The organism is Roseovarius gahaiensis (assembly GCF_011601345.1).
Lineage (GTDB): Bacteria > Pseudomonadota > Alphaproteobacteria > Rhodobacterales > Rhodobacteraceae > Roseovarius > Roseovarius gahaiensis.
In genome coordinates, this window is sequence record NZ_JAAORB010000029.1 from 12,260 (window position 1) to 28,465 (window position 16,206).

14 protein-coding genes are annotated in these 16,206 nt (G+C 60.5%); 8 read left to right on the forward strand and 6 right to left on the reverse strand.

What is annotated here, in order from left to right; genetic code table 11:
* Positions 1–60 precede the first annotated feature (60 nt).
* The 7 genes from HAT86_RS12520 to HAT86_RS12550 all read left to right on the forward strand — a co-directional run bounded on the left by HAT86_RS12520 (position 61) and on the right by HAT86_RS12550 (position 7,292).
* Positions 61–1,590, forward strand: a complete 1,530-nt coding sequence (locus HAT86_RS12520; RefSeq protein WP_167198197.1) for a class I adenylate-forming enzyme family protein — start codon at positions 61–63, stop codon at positions 1,588–1,590.
* A complete protein-coding gene (locus tag HAT86_RS12525; RefSeq protein WP_167198200.1) occupies positions 1,577–2,230 on the forward strand; it encodes a DsbA family oxidoreductase in 654 nt (217 codons plus the stop codon). The genes HAT86_RS12520 and HAT86_RS12525 overlap by 14 nt, the downstream gene beginning before the upstream one ends.
* Before the next feature lie 3 nt (positions 2,231–2,233).
* On the forward strand, positions 2,234–2,596 hold the full coding sequence (locus HAT86_RS12530; protein ID WP_167198203.1) for a potassium channel family protein: 363 nt from the start codon (positions 2,234–2,236) through the stop codon (positions 2,594–2,596).
* The gene (locus HAT86_RS12535; RefSeq protein ID WP_167198206.1) at positions 2,593–3,804 is read left to right on the forward strand and encodes an MFS transporter; all 1,212 of its coding nucleotides are present in this window, start codon (positions 2,593–2,595) and stop codon (positions 3,802–3,804) included. The genes HAT86_RS12530 and HAT86_RS12535 overlap by 4 nt, the downstream gene beginning before the upstream one ends.
* A gap of 190 nt (positions 3,805–3,994) precedes the next feature.
* The gene (locus HAT86_RS12540) at positions 3,995–6,202 is read left to right on the forward strand and encodes an NADP-dependent isocitrate dehydrogenase (RefSeq protein ID WP_167198208.1); all 2,208 of its coding nucleotides are present in this window, start codon (positions 3,995–3,997) and stop codon (positions 6,200–6,202) included.
* A 175-nt stretch (positions 6,203–6,377) separates the two neighbouring features.
* Positions 6,378–6,854 (forward strand): hypothetical protein, encoded by a 477-nt coding sequence (locus tag HAT86_RS12545; RefSeq protein ID WP_167198211.1) that lies wholly within the window; start codon positions 6,378–6,380, stop codon positions 6,852–6,854.
* A gap of 105 nt (positions 6,855–6,959) precedes the next feature.
* Positions 6,960–7,292, forward strand: a complete 333-nt coding sequence (locus HAT86_RS12550; RefSeq protein WP_408015028.1) for an SMR family transporter — start codon at positions 6,960–6,962, stop codon at positions 7,290–7,292.
* Positions 7,293–7,304: 12 nt separating this feature from the next.
* On the opposite strand, the gene hflX is transcribed toward HAT86_RS12550, so the two are convergent.
* The 4 genes from hflX to trkA all read right to left on the reverse strand — a co-directional run bounded on the left by hflX (position 7,305) and on the right by trkA (position 11,859).
* Positions 7,305–8,579 (reverse strand): GTPase HflX, encoded by a 1,275-nt coding sequence (gene hflX, locus HAT86_RS12555; RefSeq protein WP_167198271.1) that lies wholly within the window; start codon positions 8,577–8,579, stop codon positions 7,305–7,307.
* A 5-nt stretch (positions 8,580–8,584) separates the two neighbouring features.
* Positions 8,585–8,824, reverse strand: a complete 240-nt coding sequence (hfq, locus tag HAT86_RS12560; protein WP_167198217.1) for an RNA chaperone Hfq — start codon at positions 8,822–8,824, stop codon at positions 8,585–8,587.
* 134 nt (positions 8,825–8,958) lie between these two features.
* Positions 8,959–10,479: a TrkH family potassium uptake protein gene (locus HAT86_RS12565; RefSeq protein WP_167198220.1), complete on the reverse strand. Its 1,521-nt coding sequence runs from the start codon at positions 10,477–10,479 to the stop codon at positions 8,959–8,961.
* 3 nt (positions 10,480–10,482) lie between these two features.
* Entirely contained in the window at positions 10,483–11,859 is a 1,377-nt protein-coding gene (trkA, locus tag HAT86_RS12570; RefSeq protein WP_167198223.1) for a Trk system potassium transporter TrkA, read from the reverse strand.
* 98 nt (positions 11,860–11,957) lie between these two features.
* On the opposite strand from trkA, the gene HAT86_RS12575 reads away from it, so the two are divergent.
* Positions 11,958–12,437, forward strand: a complete 480-nt coding sequence (locus HAT86_RS12575) for a hypothetical protein (protein ID WP_167198227.1) — start codon at positions 11,958–11,960, stop codon at positions 12,435–12,437.
* Positions 12,438–12,442: 5 nt separating this feature from the next.
* Here the strand turns inward: HAT86_RS12575 and ntrX are convergent, their stop codons facing one another.
* On the reverse strand, positions 12,443–13,846 hold the full coding sequence (gene ntrX / locus HAT86_RS12580; RefSeq protein WP_167198230.1) for a nitrogen assimilation response regulator NtrX: 1,404 nt from the start codon (positions 13,844–13,846) through the stop codon (positions 12,443–12,445).
* Between the two features lie 7 nt (positions 13,847–13,853).
* On the reverse strand, positions 13,854–16,115 hold the full coding sequence (locus HAT86_RS12585; RefSeq protein ID WP_408015026.1) for a sensor histidine kinase NtrY-like: 2,262 nt from the start codon (positions 16,113–16,115) through the stop codon (positions 13,854–13,856).
* Positions 16,116–16,206: the final 91 nt, after the last annotated feature.

Genomic DNA, 16,206 nt, shown 5'->3' on the forward strand with positions numbered 1-16,206 from the left:
ATCCTATAAGCCCAGACCCGAACACTTGCAACTGGGCCGCACGCGGCCTAATCGAATGCCATGATTGCCGAGACCCACACACCACCGCCCGAACCCTGCCCTGCGCCGTTCAACCTTGCTGCGCATGTACTGGCCCATGCCGACGACATGCCTGACAAGGTGGCGCTTGCCGTGCTGCGCCTGTCGGGTGCGGAACGCTATAGTTTCGCGCGCCTCAAGCAGGCCGTTCTTGGCACTGGAACGGGATTGTTGCGCGCAGGGCTGACGCCCGGCGACGTCGTTCTGATGCGGTTGGGAAATACAGTGGATTTTCCGATTGCCTACTTGGGCGCGATTGCTGTCGGTCTGGTGCCTGTGCCGACCTCGTCGCAACTAACGGCCCCCGAAGTCGCCAAGATGATGGCGACGCTCGCGCCTGCCGCAATCTTGCAAGGCCCCGGCATAGCAGTGCCAGACACCGACCTGCCAATCATTGATCAACCCGCGCTTGAGGCGATGCGCGATCTGCCGCCCGCACCGTTCGACATGGGCGATCCGAACCGTCTGGCCTATATCATCTATACCTCGGGCACATCCGGTGTGCCGCGCGCGGTGTGCCACGCGCACCGGGCAATCTGGGCGCGGCAGATGATGATGCAGGGCTGGTATGGGCTGCGGCCCGAAGATCGGCTTTTGCATGCTGGTGCCTTCAATTGGACCTATACCCTTGGCACCGGGTTGATGGACCCTTGGACCATGGGCGCCACGGCGCTAATTCCCGATGCGGCGATCACGCCGGCGCAATTGCCGCTGTTGTTGAAACGTCATGACGCCACGATCTTTGCCGCCGCACCGGGTGTGTACCGTAAGATGCTGACGGACGACAGCGCCGTGCTTGACCTGCCGAAACTGCGCCACGGTCTGACCGCTGGCGAGAAATTATCCGACACGATCCGTGAATCTTGGCAGACCGCCACCGGCACGGCCATACACGAAGCCTATGGCATGTCCGAATGCTCGACCTTCATATCGGCCAGCCCTGATCACCCCGCCGTGCCCGGCACATTGGGTCGTCCGCAACCGGGGCGGCATATGGCCATCGTCGGACCGGACGGGCCGGTTGACATCGGACAGGAAGGCACGATCGCCATTCACCGCGACGACCCCGGCCTGATGCTGGGCTATCTCAATGCCCCCGAAGATACCGCCGCGCGGTTCCAAGGCGATTGGTTCCTGACCGGCGATCAGGGCATGATGAGCGAGGACGGCGATGTCACCTATCTGGGGCGCGCCGATGACATGATGAACGCCGGTGGTTTCCGCGTCTCCCCGCTTGAGGTCGAGGCGGTGCTGAACCAGTTTCCCGGCATCACGCAAGCCGCTGTCACCGATATCGAGGTTAAACAGGATGCGCGCCTGATCATGGCGTTCTACACCGGCCCCGCGCCGGTGGACGAAGCCGCGCTAAGCGCGTATGTCGGGGAAAACCTGGCCGCCTACAAACGTCCACGCGGCTTTTTCCATGTCGAGAGCCTGCCCACCGGGGCCAACGGCAAACTCCTGCGGCGTCAATTGCGCCCGATTTACGAGGCCCGCAATGGTCAAACTTGATATCGTCTCCGATCCGATCTGCCCGTGGTGCTATATCGGCAAAGCCTTGTTGGATGCGGCGCTGCAACAGCGCCCGGACCACCCGTTCACGCTTGAATGGCACCCCTTTCAGCTAAACCCCGACATGCCCCGCGACGGGATGGACCGCCGCGCCTATCTTGAGGCCAAATTCGGCGGGCAGGAGGGCGCGGTTCAGGCTTACCTGCCCGTGGTCGAAAAGGCAGCCGAGGCCGGGTTGAACATCAATTTCGAAGCCATCGAACGCACACCCAACACGCTGGACGCGCACCGCATGATCCACTGGGCCGGGATCGAGGACCGCCAAACCGCGATGGCCATGGCCCTGTTCCGCGCCTATTTTGAAGAGGGCCGCGATATCGGTGATCGGGATGTTCTGGCCGATCTGGCCGACGGGCTTGAGATGGACGCCGCGCTGATCCGACGCCTGCTGGACTCGGACGCCGACGAAGACGCAATTCGCCAGCGTGACACGCAGTTTCGGGACATGGGCGTTACCTCGGTGCCGACATTCATCGTGGCCGGGCAGCATGCCGTTCCGGGGGCGCAACAGCCCGACCTGTGGCTGAAGGTGATCGACGAAATCACCGGCCAGTCGGAACAGGCCTCGGATCAGGGCTAAGCCATGCGAGGCGTGAAGGCGCTTACCCTTCTGGCGATGCTTATATTGATCATCGCCGGTGGCACGGTGTTCTTTCATCATGTCGAAGGCTGGTCGTGGCTTGATAGCTATTTCTTTACCGTCGTGACCCTGTCCACCGTCGGCTATGGTGAGTTGGTCCCGGCCACGCCCATGGGCAAGATTGGAACCACGGTGTTCATCTTGCTGGGACTTGGCATTTTTGCCGTGGCCATCCAGCAATTCGGCGCCTTCGCGGTGAAGAAACGCGAAGAACATACCGAATGGCTGATCGGGCGCTTGGGGCACCGTCACCATCCCGATCCCGAGCCTGACGCCGCGAACGATCCCGAAAGCCCCGACCGATGACCGGCCAATCTCGGTTGGGCCGGGTCGAATTCGTCGCCATGATGGCGATGCTGGTGGCGACGGTGGCGTTTTCCATCGACGCCATGTTGCCCGCCCTGCCCCAGATCGGGGCCGAGTTGACGCCGGAGGCGCTGAACCGCGCGCAACTGGTGGTCACGTCGTTCATCCTTGGGCTTGGGATCGGCACGCTGTTCACCGGGCCGCTATCTGACAGCTATGGCCGCAAACGCGTGATCTTGATCGGTTCGGGGGTCTATATCTTTGGGGCGGCTCTGGCATGGGCGGCGCCCACGCTGGAATTGATGATTGCCGCGCGCATCGTGCAGGGTCTTGGCGCCGCGGCGGCGCGGATCGTCGCCTTGGCCATTGTGCGCGATCTGTATTCCGGGCGCGAGATGGCCCGCCTGATGAGCTTTGTGATGATGGTGTTCACCCTTGTGCCCGCGATCTCGCCGCCGGCGGGCAACGTGGTTATTGGCATCGCGGGCTGGCGCATGATCTTTGCCTGCTTCGCCGTGTTCGCCTTGATCAGCGGCCTGTGGCTTGCCCTGCGCCTTGACGAACCGCTTGCGCCGCAGGCCCGCCGCCCGTTCCGCCGTGCAGCGCTGGTGCTGGCCATGAAAGAGGTCGTGTCGCACCGGACCGTGCGGCTGGCCATTGCCGTGCAAATGCTGTGCATGGCCACCTTGTTTTGTTCGATCTCGATGATCCAGCAGGTGTTCGAGATCTATTTTAATCGCGCAGCCCAATTCCCTCAGTGGTTTTTCCTTATGGCGCTGATTGCTGGCAGTTTCAGCCTACTAAACGCGCGTGTGGTCATGCGCCTTGGCATGCGTCGTATGGTGTCGGGGGCTTTGGCCCTGCAAATCGGGCTATCGGGCTTGATGGTGCTGAGCTTTGCCGTTGGCCTGCCCCCGGCGATTGAATTTCCGCTGTATATCGCGTGGCAAACCAGCGTGTTTGCCAATGCCGCGCTGACACTGGGCAATATCAACGCTTTGGCGATGGAACCATTGGGCCATATCGCGGGCATGGGGGCCAGCGTCATCGCTGCCATTGCCACGGTCGGGTCGATCCTGCTGACTGTGCCGGTGGGCTTGATGTTCGACGGCACGCCGCTGCCGCTGTTTTTGGCTGTGTTGGCGGCTGTCACCGTGGCCCGAGTGCTGATGGGTAAACTGAAGCGCGCCGAGGAATTCACGGCCTGAGAAATTAATTTCTGTATACTGTCGCATACCATCTTTCCTGCGTCGCCTGTTTGCGCTATGACGCAAGCAATCCCCGAGTCTATGCGCAGACGACACATCGCATATCCGCGCATCACAGACCGGACCACGTTGCCCGCCCTGCCCCGGCATCCGGGCGGCCCAGTTAAAACCTGATCGAAAGGGATCACCGATGGCTGATACTTCCAATCCCGATATCATCTACACCAAGGTCGATGAAGCGCCCGAGCTTGCCAGCGCCTCGCTTTTGCCCATTGTCGAAAGCTTTGCCGCCGCCGCAGGCGTGACCGTGGGCACCAAGAATATCTCGCTTGCGGGCCGTATTCTGGCTGCCTTCCCGGAAAACCTGACCGAAGATCAGCGCATTTCCGATGATCTGGCAGAGCTAGGCCAACTGGTCAAAACGCCCGACGCCAATGTGATCAAACTGCCAAACATCTCGGCTTCGGTGCCGCAACTTCTGGCGGCCGTGAAGGAATTGCAAGATCAAGGCTATGCGATCCCTGATTACCCGTATGAGCCGACAACAGAGGCCGAAAAAGAGGCGCGCGCGCGCTTTGACGCGATCAAGGGCTCAGCCGTGAACCCGGTTCTGCGCGAAGGCAATTCGGACCGTCGCGCCGCCGCTGCCGTCAAGAAATTCGCCCAAGCCAACCCGCACCGCATGGGCGAGTGGACCGCTGACAGCAAAACCCGCGTTGCCTCGATGTCGGGCGGTGATTTCTTCTCGAACGAAACCTCGGCGACACTCGACAAGGCGGCGACGGCCAAGATCGTGCTGACCGGCGCGGATGGCTCGGAAACCGTGCTTAAAGATGCTGTCAGCTATCCCGAAGGCACCGTTGTCGATGCCACCTACATGAGCGCACAAGCGCTTGACGCCTTCTTGGCCGAAGAAATCGAAAAGACCAAAGCCGAAGGCTTCCTGTTCTCGCTGCACATGAAGGCCACGATGATGAAGGTCTCCGACCCGATCATTTTCGGCCACGCGGTCAAGGAATGGCTCAAGCCGGTTTTCGAAAAATACGGCGAGCAGATGAAAGAGCTGGGCGTGAACCCCAACTCGGGGCTTGGGGATCTGTTGGAGCGGGTCAAGGACCAGCCCGAAATTCTGGCCGCGATCGAAGAGGTGCGCGCCACCCGCCCGCCGATGTATATGGTCGACAGTGATAACGGCATCACCAACCTGCATGTGCCCTCCGATGTGATCATCGACGCCTCGATGCCCGCCCTGATCCGCGCCGGTGGCAAAGGCTGGGGCCCGGACAACAAAGAACATGATGCCGTCTGCGTCATCCCCGATGACAGCTACGCGTCAGTTTATGACGAAACGATCAAGTTTTTCAAAGCCAACGGCAAGCTGAACCCGGCCACCGCCGGGACCGTGCAGAATATCGGGCTAATGGCGCAAAAGGCCGAAGAATACGGCAGCCACCCGACCACCTTTGAAATCCCCGCCGACGGCACGGTGAAAATGCTGGTGGAGGACGGCTCTGTGCTGCACGAACACAGCGTTCAGGCCGGTGATATCTGGCGCTCGGCCTCGGCGCGCAAAGCCCCGATCGAAGATTGGGTGAACTTGGCGATTGAACGGCAAAAGGCCACTGGATACCGCGCGATTTTCTGGCTGGATGACACCCGCGCGCATGACGCCGAACTGATCAAATACGTGCGCCCAATCCTTGAGGCCAAAGGCGTGGCCGACAAGTTTGAAATCATGTCGCCGCGCGATGCCACCCGCGCCAGCCTTGAAACCATCACCAAGGGTGAAAACACCATCGCCATCACCGGCAACGTGCTGCGCGACTACCTGACCGACCTGTTCCCGATCCTCGAACTGGCGACATCGGCCAAGATGCTGTCAATCGTGAAGCTTATGAATGGTGGCGGCCTGTTTGAAACCGGCGCTGGCGGGTCCGCGCCCAAGCATGTGCAGCAGCTTCAGGCCCAAAACCACCTGCGGTGGGACAGTCTTGGAGAATTCTGCGCGCTTGGCGAAAGCTTCAAGTTTTTGTCCGAGGTCAAGGATAACGCGCGCGCCAAGATCCTTGGCGAAACCGTAGAGACCGCCACGCAAGGCATTCTGGATCATGGCCGTTCGCCCTCGCGCAAGGTCGGAGAGCCGGACAACCGCGACAGCCACTACTGGTTTGCCCGTTATTGGGCCGAGGCGCTGGCCGCCCAAACAGACGATCCGAAACTGGCCGAAGAATTTGCACCCATGGCTAAGGCGCTGGCGGAAAACGAGTCTGCGATTGTCTCGGAACTGGCCGCAGCCCAAGGTGATCCGGCAGATATCGGCGGCTACTACCACCCGGACCCGGCCAAACTGGCAAAGGTCATGCGCCCCAGCAAAACGCTGAACAGCATTATCGGTTAAGCGACACAGAAAGGGCCGGTCATATCGACCGGCCCTTTTGTTTGTGACTAGCCACATTTCAGCCGCCAGATCGTGAACCCAACCCTTAGGTTGGGGTTATAAATACCAGAATCGCGCCATAATTGTGCCACGCCAAGTATGTATGCAGGTTTCCAACCCATCAATGGTGACCAGAATGCATGATACACCTGATACGCCCAATGCGTCCTTTGGCTGGCTCGGTTTCGCTTTGGGCGCTGCCGCACTTGTCCTGACGATGGTGACCTTTTGGGCCGGGCCGTTCGCCCCTCAGCAAAGTGCAGGCGTCAGCCTTGGCGAACTGGCCGCGGAGATTGCGAAATCGGCTGCGCGCTCGGCGGCGGGCCAATCGCCCCCCGAGCCAACACCGCCTGTGCGCAATATTGACGATTATCTGAAAATCGGCGTCAGCCTGTTGGCGGGTCTTGCTATTACTGCGGGTTTTGCGTCGTTCATTCGACATGAACGCAAACGCGCGGCGCTATCTGGCATTGCGCTTGGTGGGCTGGCGGTGGGGTTTCAGCTTTTCACATGGACGATCATGCTGATCGTTGGCGTGTTTGCCATTGCAACGGTTATTTACGCCCTCCGCGATACGTTCCAAGACATTTTCGGCGGGTTGTTCGATGCCTGACATCTGAACCGCCCGCGCAAACTGCGCTGTCCTTGAATCGGGAAATTGCATAGCGCGCGCAAACCGCGTAGCACACAGGGACAACCCCATCGCGGAGTCTCCATGATCAAGGTATATCTTCTGCTGATTCTTGCGATCGCCGCCGAAACCATCGGCACGACGGCGCTTCAGGCCAGCCAGCAATTCACCAAACTGGTGCCGACGGTGGTGGCAATCGTGGGCTATGTGATCGCGCTTTACCTTTTGGCGCTCACATTGAAATACATCCCCGTTGGCGTGGCCTATGCAATATGGGCCGGGCTTGGGATCGTGTTCATCGCGATGATTGGCTTTGTGGCCTTCGGCCAAAAACTGGATGCCCCCGCAATTATCGGAACGGGCATGATCCTGTCGGGCATCGTGATCATTCAGCTTTTCTCGAACACCACCGCGCATTGACGCGGAACACGGCTATAGCTGTTCAAATTGCGCCTGTTGCTTGGCGCTCCAACGCACGGTCAATTCGAACCCATCTTCGGTTTGATTCTCTTGCTCGATCAGGCCGCGCTCATATAGCCATGCGCGCTTGCGCCCTTCATCGAAGCCCAACCGCAGCTTGGCGACATGGCTGGTCTCGGTCACGCCGTCGGTGATCGCGTCGATCAGCGGCGTCATGCCCTCGCCTGTCACCGCCGATAGGGCCTGAACCGAGTCCAAACGCGCCGCACGGGTCAGCACAGCCTGCCGGGCCTCATCGTCCAGTTGGTCGATCTTGTTCCAGACCTCGATCTGCGGCGTCGTCTCGCGCACGCCAAGGCTGTCCAGAATGGCACGCACGTCGGCGGCCTGTTCTTCGGTTTCAGGGTGCGAAATGTCCCGCACATGCACGATCAGATCGGCGGCCAGCACTTCCTCTAGCGTGGCGCGGAAGGCCGCGACCAGTTCGGTGGGCAGATCACTGATAAAGCCAACGGTGTCCGACAAGATCACCTCGGGGCCGCCGCCGGGCAACTCGATCCGCCGCATGGTCGGGTCCAGCGTGGCAAACAGCATGTCCTTGGCCATCACCTCGGCCCCGGTCAGGCGGTTGAACAGGGTGGATTTGCCCGCGTTCGTATAGCCCACCAGCGCCACGATCGGAAACGGCACCTTGGCCCGTGCCGCCCGGTGCAATTCGCGGGTTTTGACCACCTTTTCCAACTGTCGACGCAGGCGCACCAATTGTTCGTCAATCGCGCGCCGGTCGGCTTCGATCTGGGTTTCACCGGGACCACCGACAAAGCCCAAGCCGCCACGCTGCCGTTCAAGGTGGGTCCAAGCCCGCACCAGTCGGGTGCGCTGATAGCTTAGCGCGGCCATTTCCACTTGCAGAACACCCTCGCGGGTGGCGGCCCGGTCGCTGAAAATTTCCAAGATCAGCCCGGTTCGGTCCAACAGCTTGACGCCCAAAGCCCGCTCAAGATTGCGCTGCTGCACGGGGCTGACGGGACCATCGACCAGCACCAACTGGATATGGTCGGCCTCGATCCGTTGCTTCAGCTCTTCCAGTTTGCCTTTGCCGAACAACATACCGGGGTGCGGGCGCGGCAGGCGCACCACATCGGCACCGCACACCTCAAGGCCCGGCAGCGCGTGTGCCAGCGAAACCGCCTCGTCCAACGCCAAAGCGGCATCCCGTCCAGATCCCGCTGACGGGATATCGGGATGCAGAACCCAAGCGCGCGTATCTTCGTGATCCGTTGTGATTTGCGTCAAGCCGCGTCGTCACCGTCATAAAGGTTGACCGGCTGCGACGGCATGATCGTGGAAATCGCATGTTTGTAAACCAATTGCGATTGCCCATCACGTCGAAGCAGAATGCAGAAATTGTCGAACCACGTAATGACGCCCTGCAATTTCACACCGTTGATCAGAAAAATCGTGACCGGAATCTTGGTCTTGCGAACCTGATTCAGAAATGCGTCCTGAAGATTTTGTCGATCTGATGCCATAATTTGTTAACGCCTTTGTTCTTGTATACGCCACGGACTGGCGCGGTATTTACCGATGCCAAGTATGGAGTGCGCTAGCCCGAGTTTCCAGCCCAAAAATCAACTCGTTGTCCACCAAGGCGACACAGCGCCGTTCAATCCCGCCACAGTCCGGGATTGCACAAGGCGATGATCGCCAACATCTCTAGCCGGCCCAGAACCATGGCCGCGCATATCACCAGCTTGGCCGGCGCGCTTAGCGCAAGCAGATTGATCGGCGTTTCTGCGGCCACCGTGATCAGTGGCCCTGTCGTCGACAATGCCGCCACGGCCAAAACCACAGAGGCCTCGAAACTTTGCCCGAACCCGGCCAAGGCCAGAATGATCACCGACAAAGACATCGCGAACAGCATAAAAAACACCCATGCAATATAGGCCCCCTGCCGCCGGATACGCCGTGACCCAGGGCCCGCGCGGCCCACCGACGATGGGTAGATCATACGCTCCATCTCGCGTTGAGAATTCAGATACAGCACGTAAACCCGCAGCAGTTTGACCCCGCCCGCCGTGGTGGCCACCCCGCCGCCCACCAAGGACAGCCCCATCAGGATCAACCCCGGTGTGCCCAAGCCGGACCAGTCCCGCGCCGTGCTCCATGATCCACTTTCGAACCCGGTGGTGGTCAGAAACGACAGCGTCGTGAACACGCCCCCCCACAAAGCCCGCAGTGCAAGGCCAAGATTTTCCACTTCATCGACGTCAAAGGCGGCAATCCAATGACGTGAGAACAACAAAATCGGCACCCCCAGAACCAATATCATGCCCAGCCGGAACTCGGGGTCATTGTGCAGGCCCGGTCGGCCCGTCGTCACCGTGTCCGAGGAAAACGTCAGGCGCGACAGGCCGAACAGGAAAAACAGGAAAATGACAGCTTCGCCGCCAATGCCCGAGCTTGCCTGCCCGACGCCGCCGATCGCCGAAATCCCGCTGGTGGCCAATGTGGACATCGCATGGACCAGCGCCACAAGCGGCCGGTCGCCACCAATCATCAACAGCACCCATAACCCGGCAGTCAGACCGATATAGATCGGCGCCAGTTGCGCTGTGACCTGCGACAGGCGCTTGGCCGAACTGGCGCGTTCAAAGCGTTCTGTTCCACTGTCGAACTGGCCGGGTTCGCCGCTGGCCGTCACTTCAAACCCGCCAAGGGCCAACGGGGCCAGCACCGCCGCCGCCGCAATCCACATCAGCAAGCCGCCAAACCAGCCAACCATGCCGCGCCACAAATGCAAGCTGTCGCTTAGCCGTGCGGCATCGGCAAACATCGTTGCCCCCGTTGTGGTCAACGAGGACACCATTTCGAAATAGGCATTCAGGAAACTTGTCGTGCCCAGACCTTCGTACACCGGCACGGCCAGAAACAGCGGCAGCACCGTGAAGGCCAAAAACAGCGAAAGCAAGTCGCGCAGATCACTGTTCAGGCGGCGCGGCTGGTTCGACATCGCCAGCCCGATCAATGCAATCAAAGCCAGCCCAAGAATAGAGGAATAGGCAAAGGCGCGGGCGACGGTGAAATCTTCCTGCACCAACGCGTGAACGGCAGGCAGAAGCATCGCCAACGCGGCAATCCCCGACAGGATCAAGATCAACGGAAATCTGAGTATCCGCGCGATCATGGCTTAGAAAAAGTCAATCGAGACCTGGAGCAATTGTTCGACCTTGGCCACGTCATCGGCCATCGCGAACAAAACAACCACATCCCCCGCCTCGATCCGCAGCCCGCCGCTGGGTTTGCGAATGTCATCGCCCTTCTTGACGGCCCCCACCAGCACGCCTTCGGGAAAGTCAATCTCGCGAATTTGCGATCCGGCAAGATTCGAGGTCGACAAAACCTCGGCTTCGATCACTTCGGCCTCGGCATCGCCGATCGAATAGACCTGCCGCACCCGGCCATGTCGAATATGGCGCAGGATCGAACTGACGGTGGTGGCACGCGGATTGATATAGGCGTCAATGCCCAACGGCTCCATCAGCGGGATCAGCGTGGGATCATTGATCAACGCAATCGCAAACGGGCAGCCTTCGGCCTTGGCGCGCACCGAGGCAAGCATGTTTGTCTTGTCGTCATCGGTCACGGCCAGAATGGCATCGGCACGGTTGATCCCGGCCTCGTTCAGCAAGGCAGAATCCAAACCATCCCCATTCAGAACGATGGTGCGTTCCAGCGCGTCAGCCGCCCGTTCGGCATTACGCCTGTCGCGTTCGATCACCTTGGTGCGGGTGCGCGCGCCGCGCGCTTCGCAGGCTTGCGCCACTGCCAGCCCGATGTTGCCGCCCCCCACGATCACCAGACGTTCCTGATTGTTCTGCGCTTTGCCAAACACATCCAAGGTGCGCGGAATGTCCTCTTGTGGCGCGAAAATATACGCTTCATCACCGGCAAACAGCTGATCGCCCGCATCGGGCGCGAACAAACGCCCCTCGCGGCGGATACCCAACACAACCACCCGCAGGGTCGAAAACAGATCGCTCAGTTGCCGCAGCGGGGTGTTCAGAACCGGGCAATCATCGTCCAGCCGCAGGCCCATCAATTGCGCGCCCCCGGCCAGAAACGTCTCGGTGTCAAAGGCGGCAGGTGACGCCAAACGGCGCATTGCGGCCTCGGCCACTTCGCGCTCGGGGCTGATCACCACGTCGATGGGCATGTGATCGCGGCGGTACAGATCGGAATAAATCGCTGTCAGATAAGACTGGCTGCGCAATCGCGCGATCTTGCGTTGCACGGAAAACACCGAATGGGCCACCTGACAGGTCACCATATTGACCTCGTCCGAATAGGTGGCGGCGATGATCATGTCGGCATCGCGAGCGCCGGCCCTGTCCAGAACATCGGGATAGCTGGCAAAGCCCGCGATGCCCTGCACATCAAGCGTATCGGTGGCTCGGCGCACCAGATCGGGATTGTTGTCCACAACCGTGACATCGTTACGCTCACCCGACAGATGGCGGGCAATTTGCCAGCCCACCTGTCCCGCGCCGCAGATGATGACCTTCATGTTCCACGCCTTGTCCAGTCTGGGCTTTGTGAATGACAGAAGGGCTATGCAGGGTCAATTGCTTTGTCCGCATGGCCGCACTGCGCTATGATAGCATGATGAGGTTTGGTTTTCCCCTGCCCATCTTTGCGGCCCTTGCGGCACTGGCCGCCTGCGCCCCGCCGCCATTATGGCACAAAGCGGGCGTTGCCCCGGCGCGGCTGCACTCTGATCTGACGGCCTGCCGCGTGGACGCGTTGACCCAAGTGCCGGAACGGATAAGACGCCATTACCGACCAGCGGACTATATCTCGCGTCCGGTCTGCACCGCGACGGGCCATTGCTATGTGCAGCGCATTCTTGTGCGGCCTGCAGAATATGAACGCTACGATGCCAATGCCGGGCTTTGCGAGGATGTGGCACAGGCCTGCATGGCCGATAAGGGATACACCCAAGTTCGCCTGCCCGCGTGTCAATCGCCACAAGGGCAAAAGATCACGGTCAACACCCGCGCACCCCTGCCCCCGCTGAGCAACGAAAGCTGTGCCGTGCGGCTGCCTTCGGGCGATTGGCGTATCGTCACCCCGACGACACCCTGACAGGATTAACCCGCTGCGATTTCTTCACTGTCATTGCCGCGCCCAGATTTCGCACCGGTCATCACACCTAACGATTTCAGCTTGCGATGCAGCGCGCTGCGCTCCATGCCGACAAATTCCGCTGTCCGGCTGATATTGCCGCCAAACCGGTTGATCTGGGTCATCAGATATTCGCGTTCAAACGCCTCGCGCGCCTCGCGCAGGGGCATGGTGGCCACGGCCCCCGACAGGACCACCCGGCCCTCTTCGGCGGGGGCGTCGGTTTCGCCGGGAATCTCGGCGGCGCTGATATGGCCCCCCGGATCGCCAAGGATCAACACCCGTTCAATCACGTTGCGCAGCTGCCGCACATTGCCCGGCCAGCCCATGGTCTGCAAAAGTGCTGCGGCATCATCGCTTAGCTCGCGCAGGGGCAGGCCCTGCGTGCGGTTAAGCACCCCGATAAAGTGCTTTGCCAGTTCGGGAATGTCCTCGCGCCGCTCTTCAAGGCTTGGCACGTTGACCGGCACCACGTTCAGCCGATGATACAGCTCGCGGCGGAACCGTTCGCCGGCAATCTCGGCTTCCAGATCACGACTGGTCGAGGAAATCACCCGCAGATCAACCTGCACCTTGTCACTGCCACCGACGCGCAAGAACGTCTGATCGACCAAGACCCGCAGGATTTTCGATTGCGTGCCCAAGGGCATATCCGCCACTTCGTCGAAATAGATCACCCCGCCATTGGCCTCTTCCAGCAGGCCCGCTTCGACGCCGCGATCCTCGCTTTCGCGCCCAAACAAGACCTCTTCCATGCGCTCAGGCTCGATCGAGGCGCAACTGACGCAGATAAACGGCGCATCGGCGCGGCCGGAATTGGCGTGGATATAGCGTGCGGCCAATTCCTTGCCCGACCCCGCAGGTCCCGACAGCATCACCCGTCCGTTCGATCTGGTGACCTTGTCCAACTGCCCCACCAATGTGCGGAACGCGGCGCTGTCGCCCAGCATTTCGGCGGCTTCGGTCTCGCGCCGCTTGAGACTTTGGTTCTCGCGGCGCAAACGGCTGGTTTCCATGCCACGCCGGATCACCACCATCAATTGATCAATATTGAAAGGTTTCTCGATAAAGTCATAAGCACCCTGCTTGATCGCGGCGACGGCAATTTCAATGTTGCCATGGCCCGAGATGATGACAACCGGCACTTCTGGATGCTCGCGTTTAACGGCCTTGAGGATGTCGATTCCGTCCATCTCGCTGTCTTTCAGCCAGATATCCAAAATTAACAGCGCCGGTAGCTCTTGTTCCAACGCCGCCATACACTCTTGGGAATTGCCCGCCAGACGGGTGCCAAAACCCTCGTCTTCCAGAATGTCCCCGATCAATTCGCGAATATCGCGTTCGTCATCCACAATCAGAATATCGCTCATACTACCCTCATACCGCCTGTTGTTGCCCGGTTGCCGCATCCTGACCTTCGGCCAGCAAGGGCAACCGCACCACGGCCATCGCACCACGATGCCCGTTTTCGTCGAAACTTGGCGCATTTTCCAGCGCCAGTGTTCCGCCATGTTCTTCGATGATTTTCTTCACGATGGGCAAGCCAAGGCCGGTGCCCTTTTCGCGGGTGGTCACATACGGCTCGAACAGCCGCGCGCGATCCTCGGGCAAGCCGACCCCGTTGTCGGCGATCCGCAGCACCGCCATGCCATCCTCGATCTCGCTGGAAATACGGATTTGCGGCACATGCCCCTCGGGCGCGCCTGCCTCTTGCAGGGTTTCTATCGCCTCGCCCGCGTTTTTGATCAGGTTGGTCAGCGCCTGACTGATCATGGTGGCGTCAAGATTCGCCAGCAACACCTGATCTGTCAGGTCCAAGCCAAAGCGCACATCCGGCTGACCGGCCTCTTGCAGCAAGGCCGCATCGCGCAAAAGCTGTGTGACCGATTCCGGCTTGGCCTGAGGTTCGGGCATCCGGGCAAACTTTGAAAACTCGTCCACGATCCGGCGCAAATCGTCGGTTTGACGGATCACCACATCGGTCAGCTGTTCCAGCGCTTCGGCCTGATCGGCCTCCAACACACGGGTGAACTTGCGCTTGATCCGCTCGGCCGACAGTTTGATCGGCGTCAGCGGGTTCTTGATTTCATGGGCGATCCGGCGCGCCACGTCACCCCACGCCGCCATGCGCTGCGCCGCGACCAGATCGGTGACATCATCAAAGGCCACAACATAGCCTTCGCGCTTGCCCGCCTCGCTGCGGCGGGTCGACATGCGCACCAACAGGTTTTCCACCCGTCCGCCGCGGCTGACCCGGATTTCCTCTTGCACAAAGCCGCCGGCGCTGTTGCGAAGCTTGTCGAACAATGCCCCGAATTCGGGAACCGCAACGCTGAGATCAAGGCTGGCCTGATCTTCCTGCCAATCCAGCAGGCGTTCGGCGGCGCGGTTGACGAATGCGACACGCCCCTTGGCATCCAAGCCCACAACCCCCGATGAGACCGACCCAAGCACGGAATCAAACAGCCGCCTGCGCCGTTCGATCTGCCGGGTATTGGCCAAAAGCGCATCGCGCTGATGCTTCAACTGCACGGTCATCTGGTTGAAATAGCTGCTTAATTGCGCGATTTCGTCATCGCCCTCTTCCTCGCGCACTTGCACGTCCAGATCCCCTTCGCCAACGCGCTGCGCCGCACTTGTCAGCCGCCCTACGGGGCGCGACAGGCGTTCGGCAAACCACATGCCCAGCCAGACGGCGGCCAGTATCAGGATCACCGCAAAGCCCACATAGACCAGCCCGAACTCAAACAGAACGCGGCCCCGTTCGCTTTCGCGTTGCTCGTAGAAACGGGCGGTTTCTTGGGTCTCGTCCAGCAGGCTCAGGATCGCGCCATCGACATTGCGGCTGACGTACAAATATCGGTCCGGGATCGCGTCCAACGGCATCAGGGCGCGAAACTCGTTATTGTCCCAATCGCGAATCACAACCACGCCCTCTTCGCGGGCTTGCAGAATTTGCGCCGCCGTCGGCTGTTCGTAGTCAAACAGATACGACCGTTCGCCACGCGCGCGCAAATCGCCGGTGCCGTCGATCACGAAGGCTTCGCGCAGTCCGCGCTGAATTTCGCGTTGGCCTTGCGACAGGATCTGGCGCAGCTCGCCATCATCCATAAATACGGTGGCGCGTTTCGTGGCATTGATCACCGAGGCCAGAACCCGCGCATCAGTGACCAGATCGCGGCGGTGTTCATCCTCATAGGCCTGCGCTGCGGCCACCGAATTGTCAACGACACGGCCCACACGCTCGGAAAACCACGCTTCCAGACCCATGTTCACCGACAATGTGGCAAAAATCGCCACCGCAATCGTCGGCAACAAGGCCATCAGCGCGAAAACGCCGGTCAGCCGCAGGTGTAACCGCGATCCGGCTGAGCGTTTGCGTCGCGCTGCCACCATGCGCGCCACGCGCTGCAAAACCAGTGCGGCCACAATGATCACGTAGACCAGATCGGCCAGCAGAACGATGCGCAGCACATCCGACGACGCGCCCTTGTCCAGCGGCCCCATGATCAGATAGGTCATCACCGCCAGAACCGGGCCAAGCACGACCAACCCAAAGGTGGCCAGCGTTTGCAGCCGCTTGACCCGACGCAAGCGGTTGACCCGCTCCCACGTCCATTTGCGTGTTACTTCTGCCACGCACACTCCCCGCCTGATTGTGCGCCCAACAGGCCGCACCGCAATATGTGGCTATGACACCCAGACGACTGCCCGAAAAGCCACAAGCCTG

What these genes read in the sequence shown, in the direction of transcription:
- HAT86_RS12520 (WP_167198197.1), top strand. Translation starts at nt 61, where the DNA reads ATGATTGCCGAGACCCACACACCACCGCCCGAACCCTGCCCTGCGCCG.
- HAT86_RS12525 (WP_167198200.1), top strand. Translation starts at nt 1,577, where the DNA reads ATGGTCAAACTTGATATCGTCTCCGATCCGATCTGCCCGTGGTGCTAT.
- HAT86_RS12530 (WP_167198203.1), top strand. Translation starts at nt 2,234, where the DNA reads ATGCGAGGCGTGAAGGCGCTTACCCTTCTGGCGATGCTTATATTGATC.
- HAT86_RS12535 (WP_167198206.1), top strand. Translation starts at nt 2,593, where the DNA reads ATGACCGGCCAATCTCGGTTGGGCCGGGTCGAATTCGTCGCCATGATG.
- HAT86_RS12540 (WP_167198208.1), top strand. Translation starts at nt 3,995, where the DNA reads ATGGCTGATACTTCCAATCCCGATATCATCTACACCAAGGTCGATGAA.
- HAT86_RS12545 (WP_167198211.1), top strand. Translation starts at nt 6,378, where the DNA reads ATGCATGATACACCTGATACGCCCAATGCGTCCTTTGGCTGGCTCGGT.
- hfq (WP_167198217.1), bottom strand. Translation starts at nt 8,824, where the DNA reads ATGGCATCAGATCGACAAAATCTTCAGGACGCATTTCTGAATCAGGTT.
- HAT86_RS12565 (WP_167198220.1), bottom strand. Translation starts at nt 10,479, where the DNA reads ATGATCGCGCGGATACTCAGATTTCCGTTGATCTTGATCCTGTCGGGG.
- trkA (WP_167198223.1), bottom strand. Translation starts at nt 11,859, where the DNA reads ATGAAGGTCATCATCTGCGGCGCGGGACAGGTGGGCTGGCAAATTGCC.
- HAT86_RS12575 (WP_167198227.1), top strand. Translation starts at nt 11,958, where the DNA reads ATGAGGTTTGGTTTTCCCCTGCCCATCTTTGCGGCCCTTGCGGCACTG.
- ntrX (WP_167198230.1), bottom strand. Translation starts at nt 13,846, where the DNA reads ATGAGCGATATTCTGATTGTGGATGACGAACGCGATATTCGCGAATTG.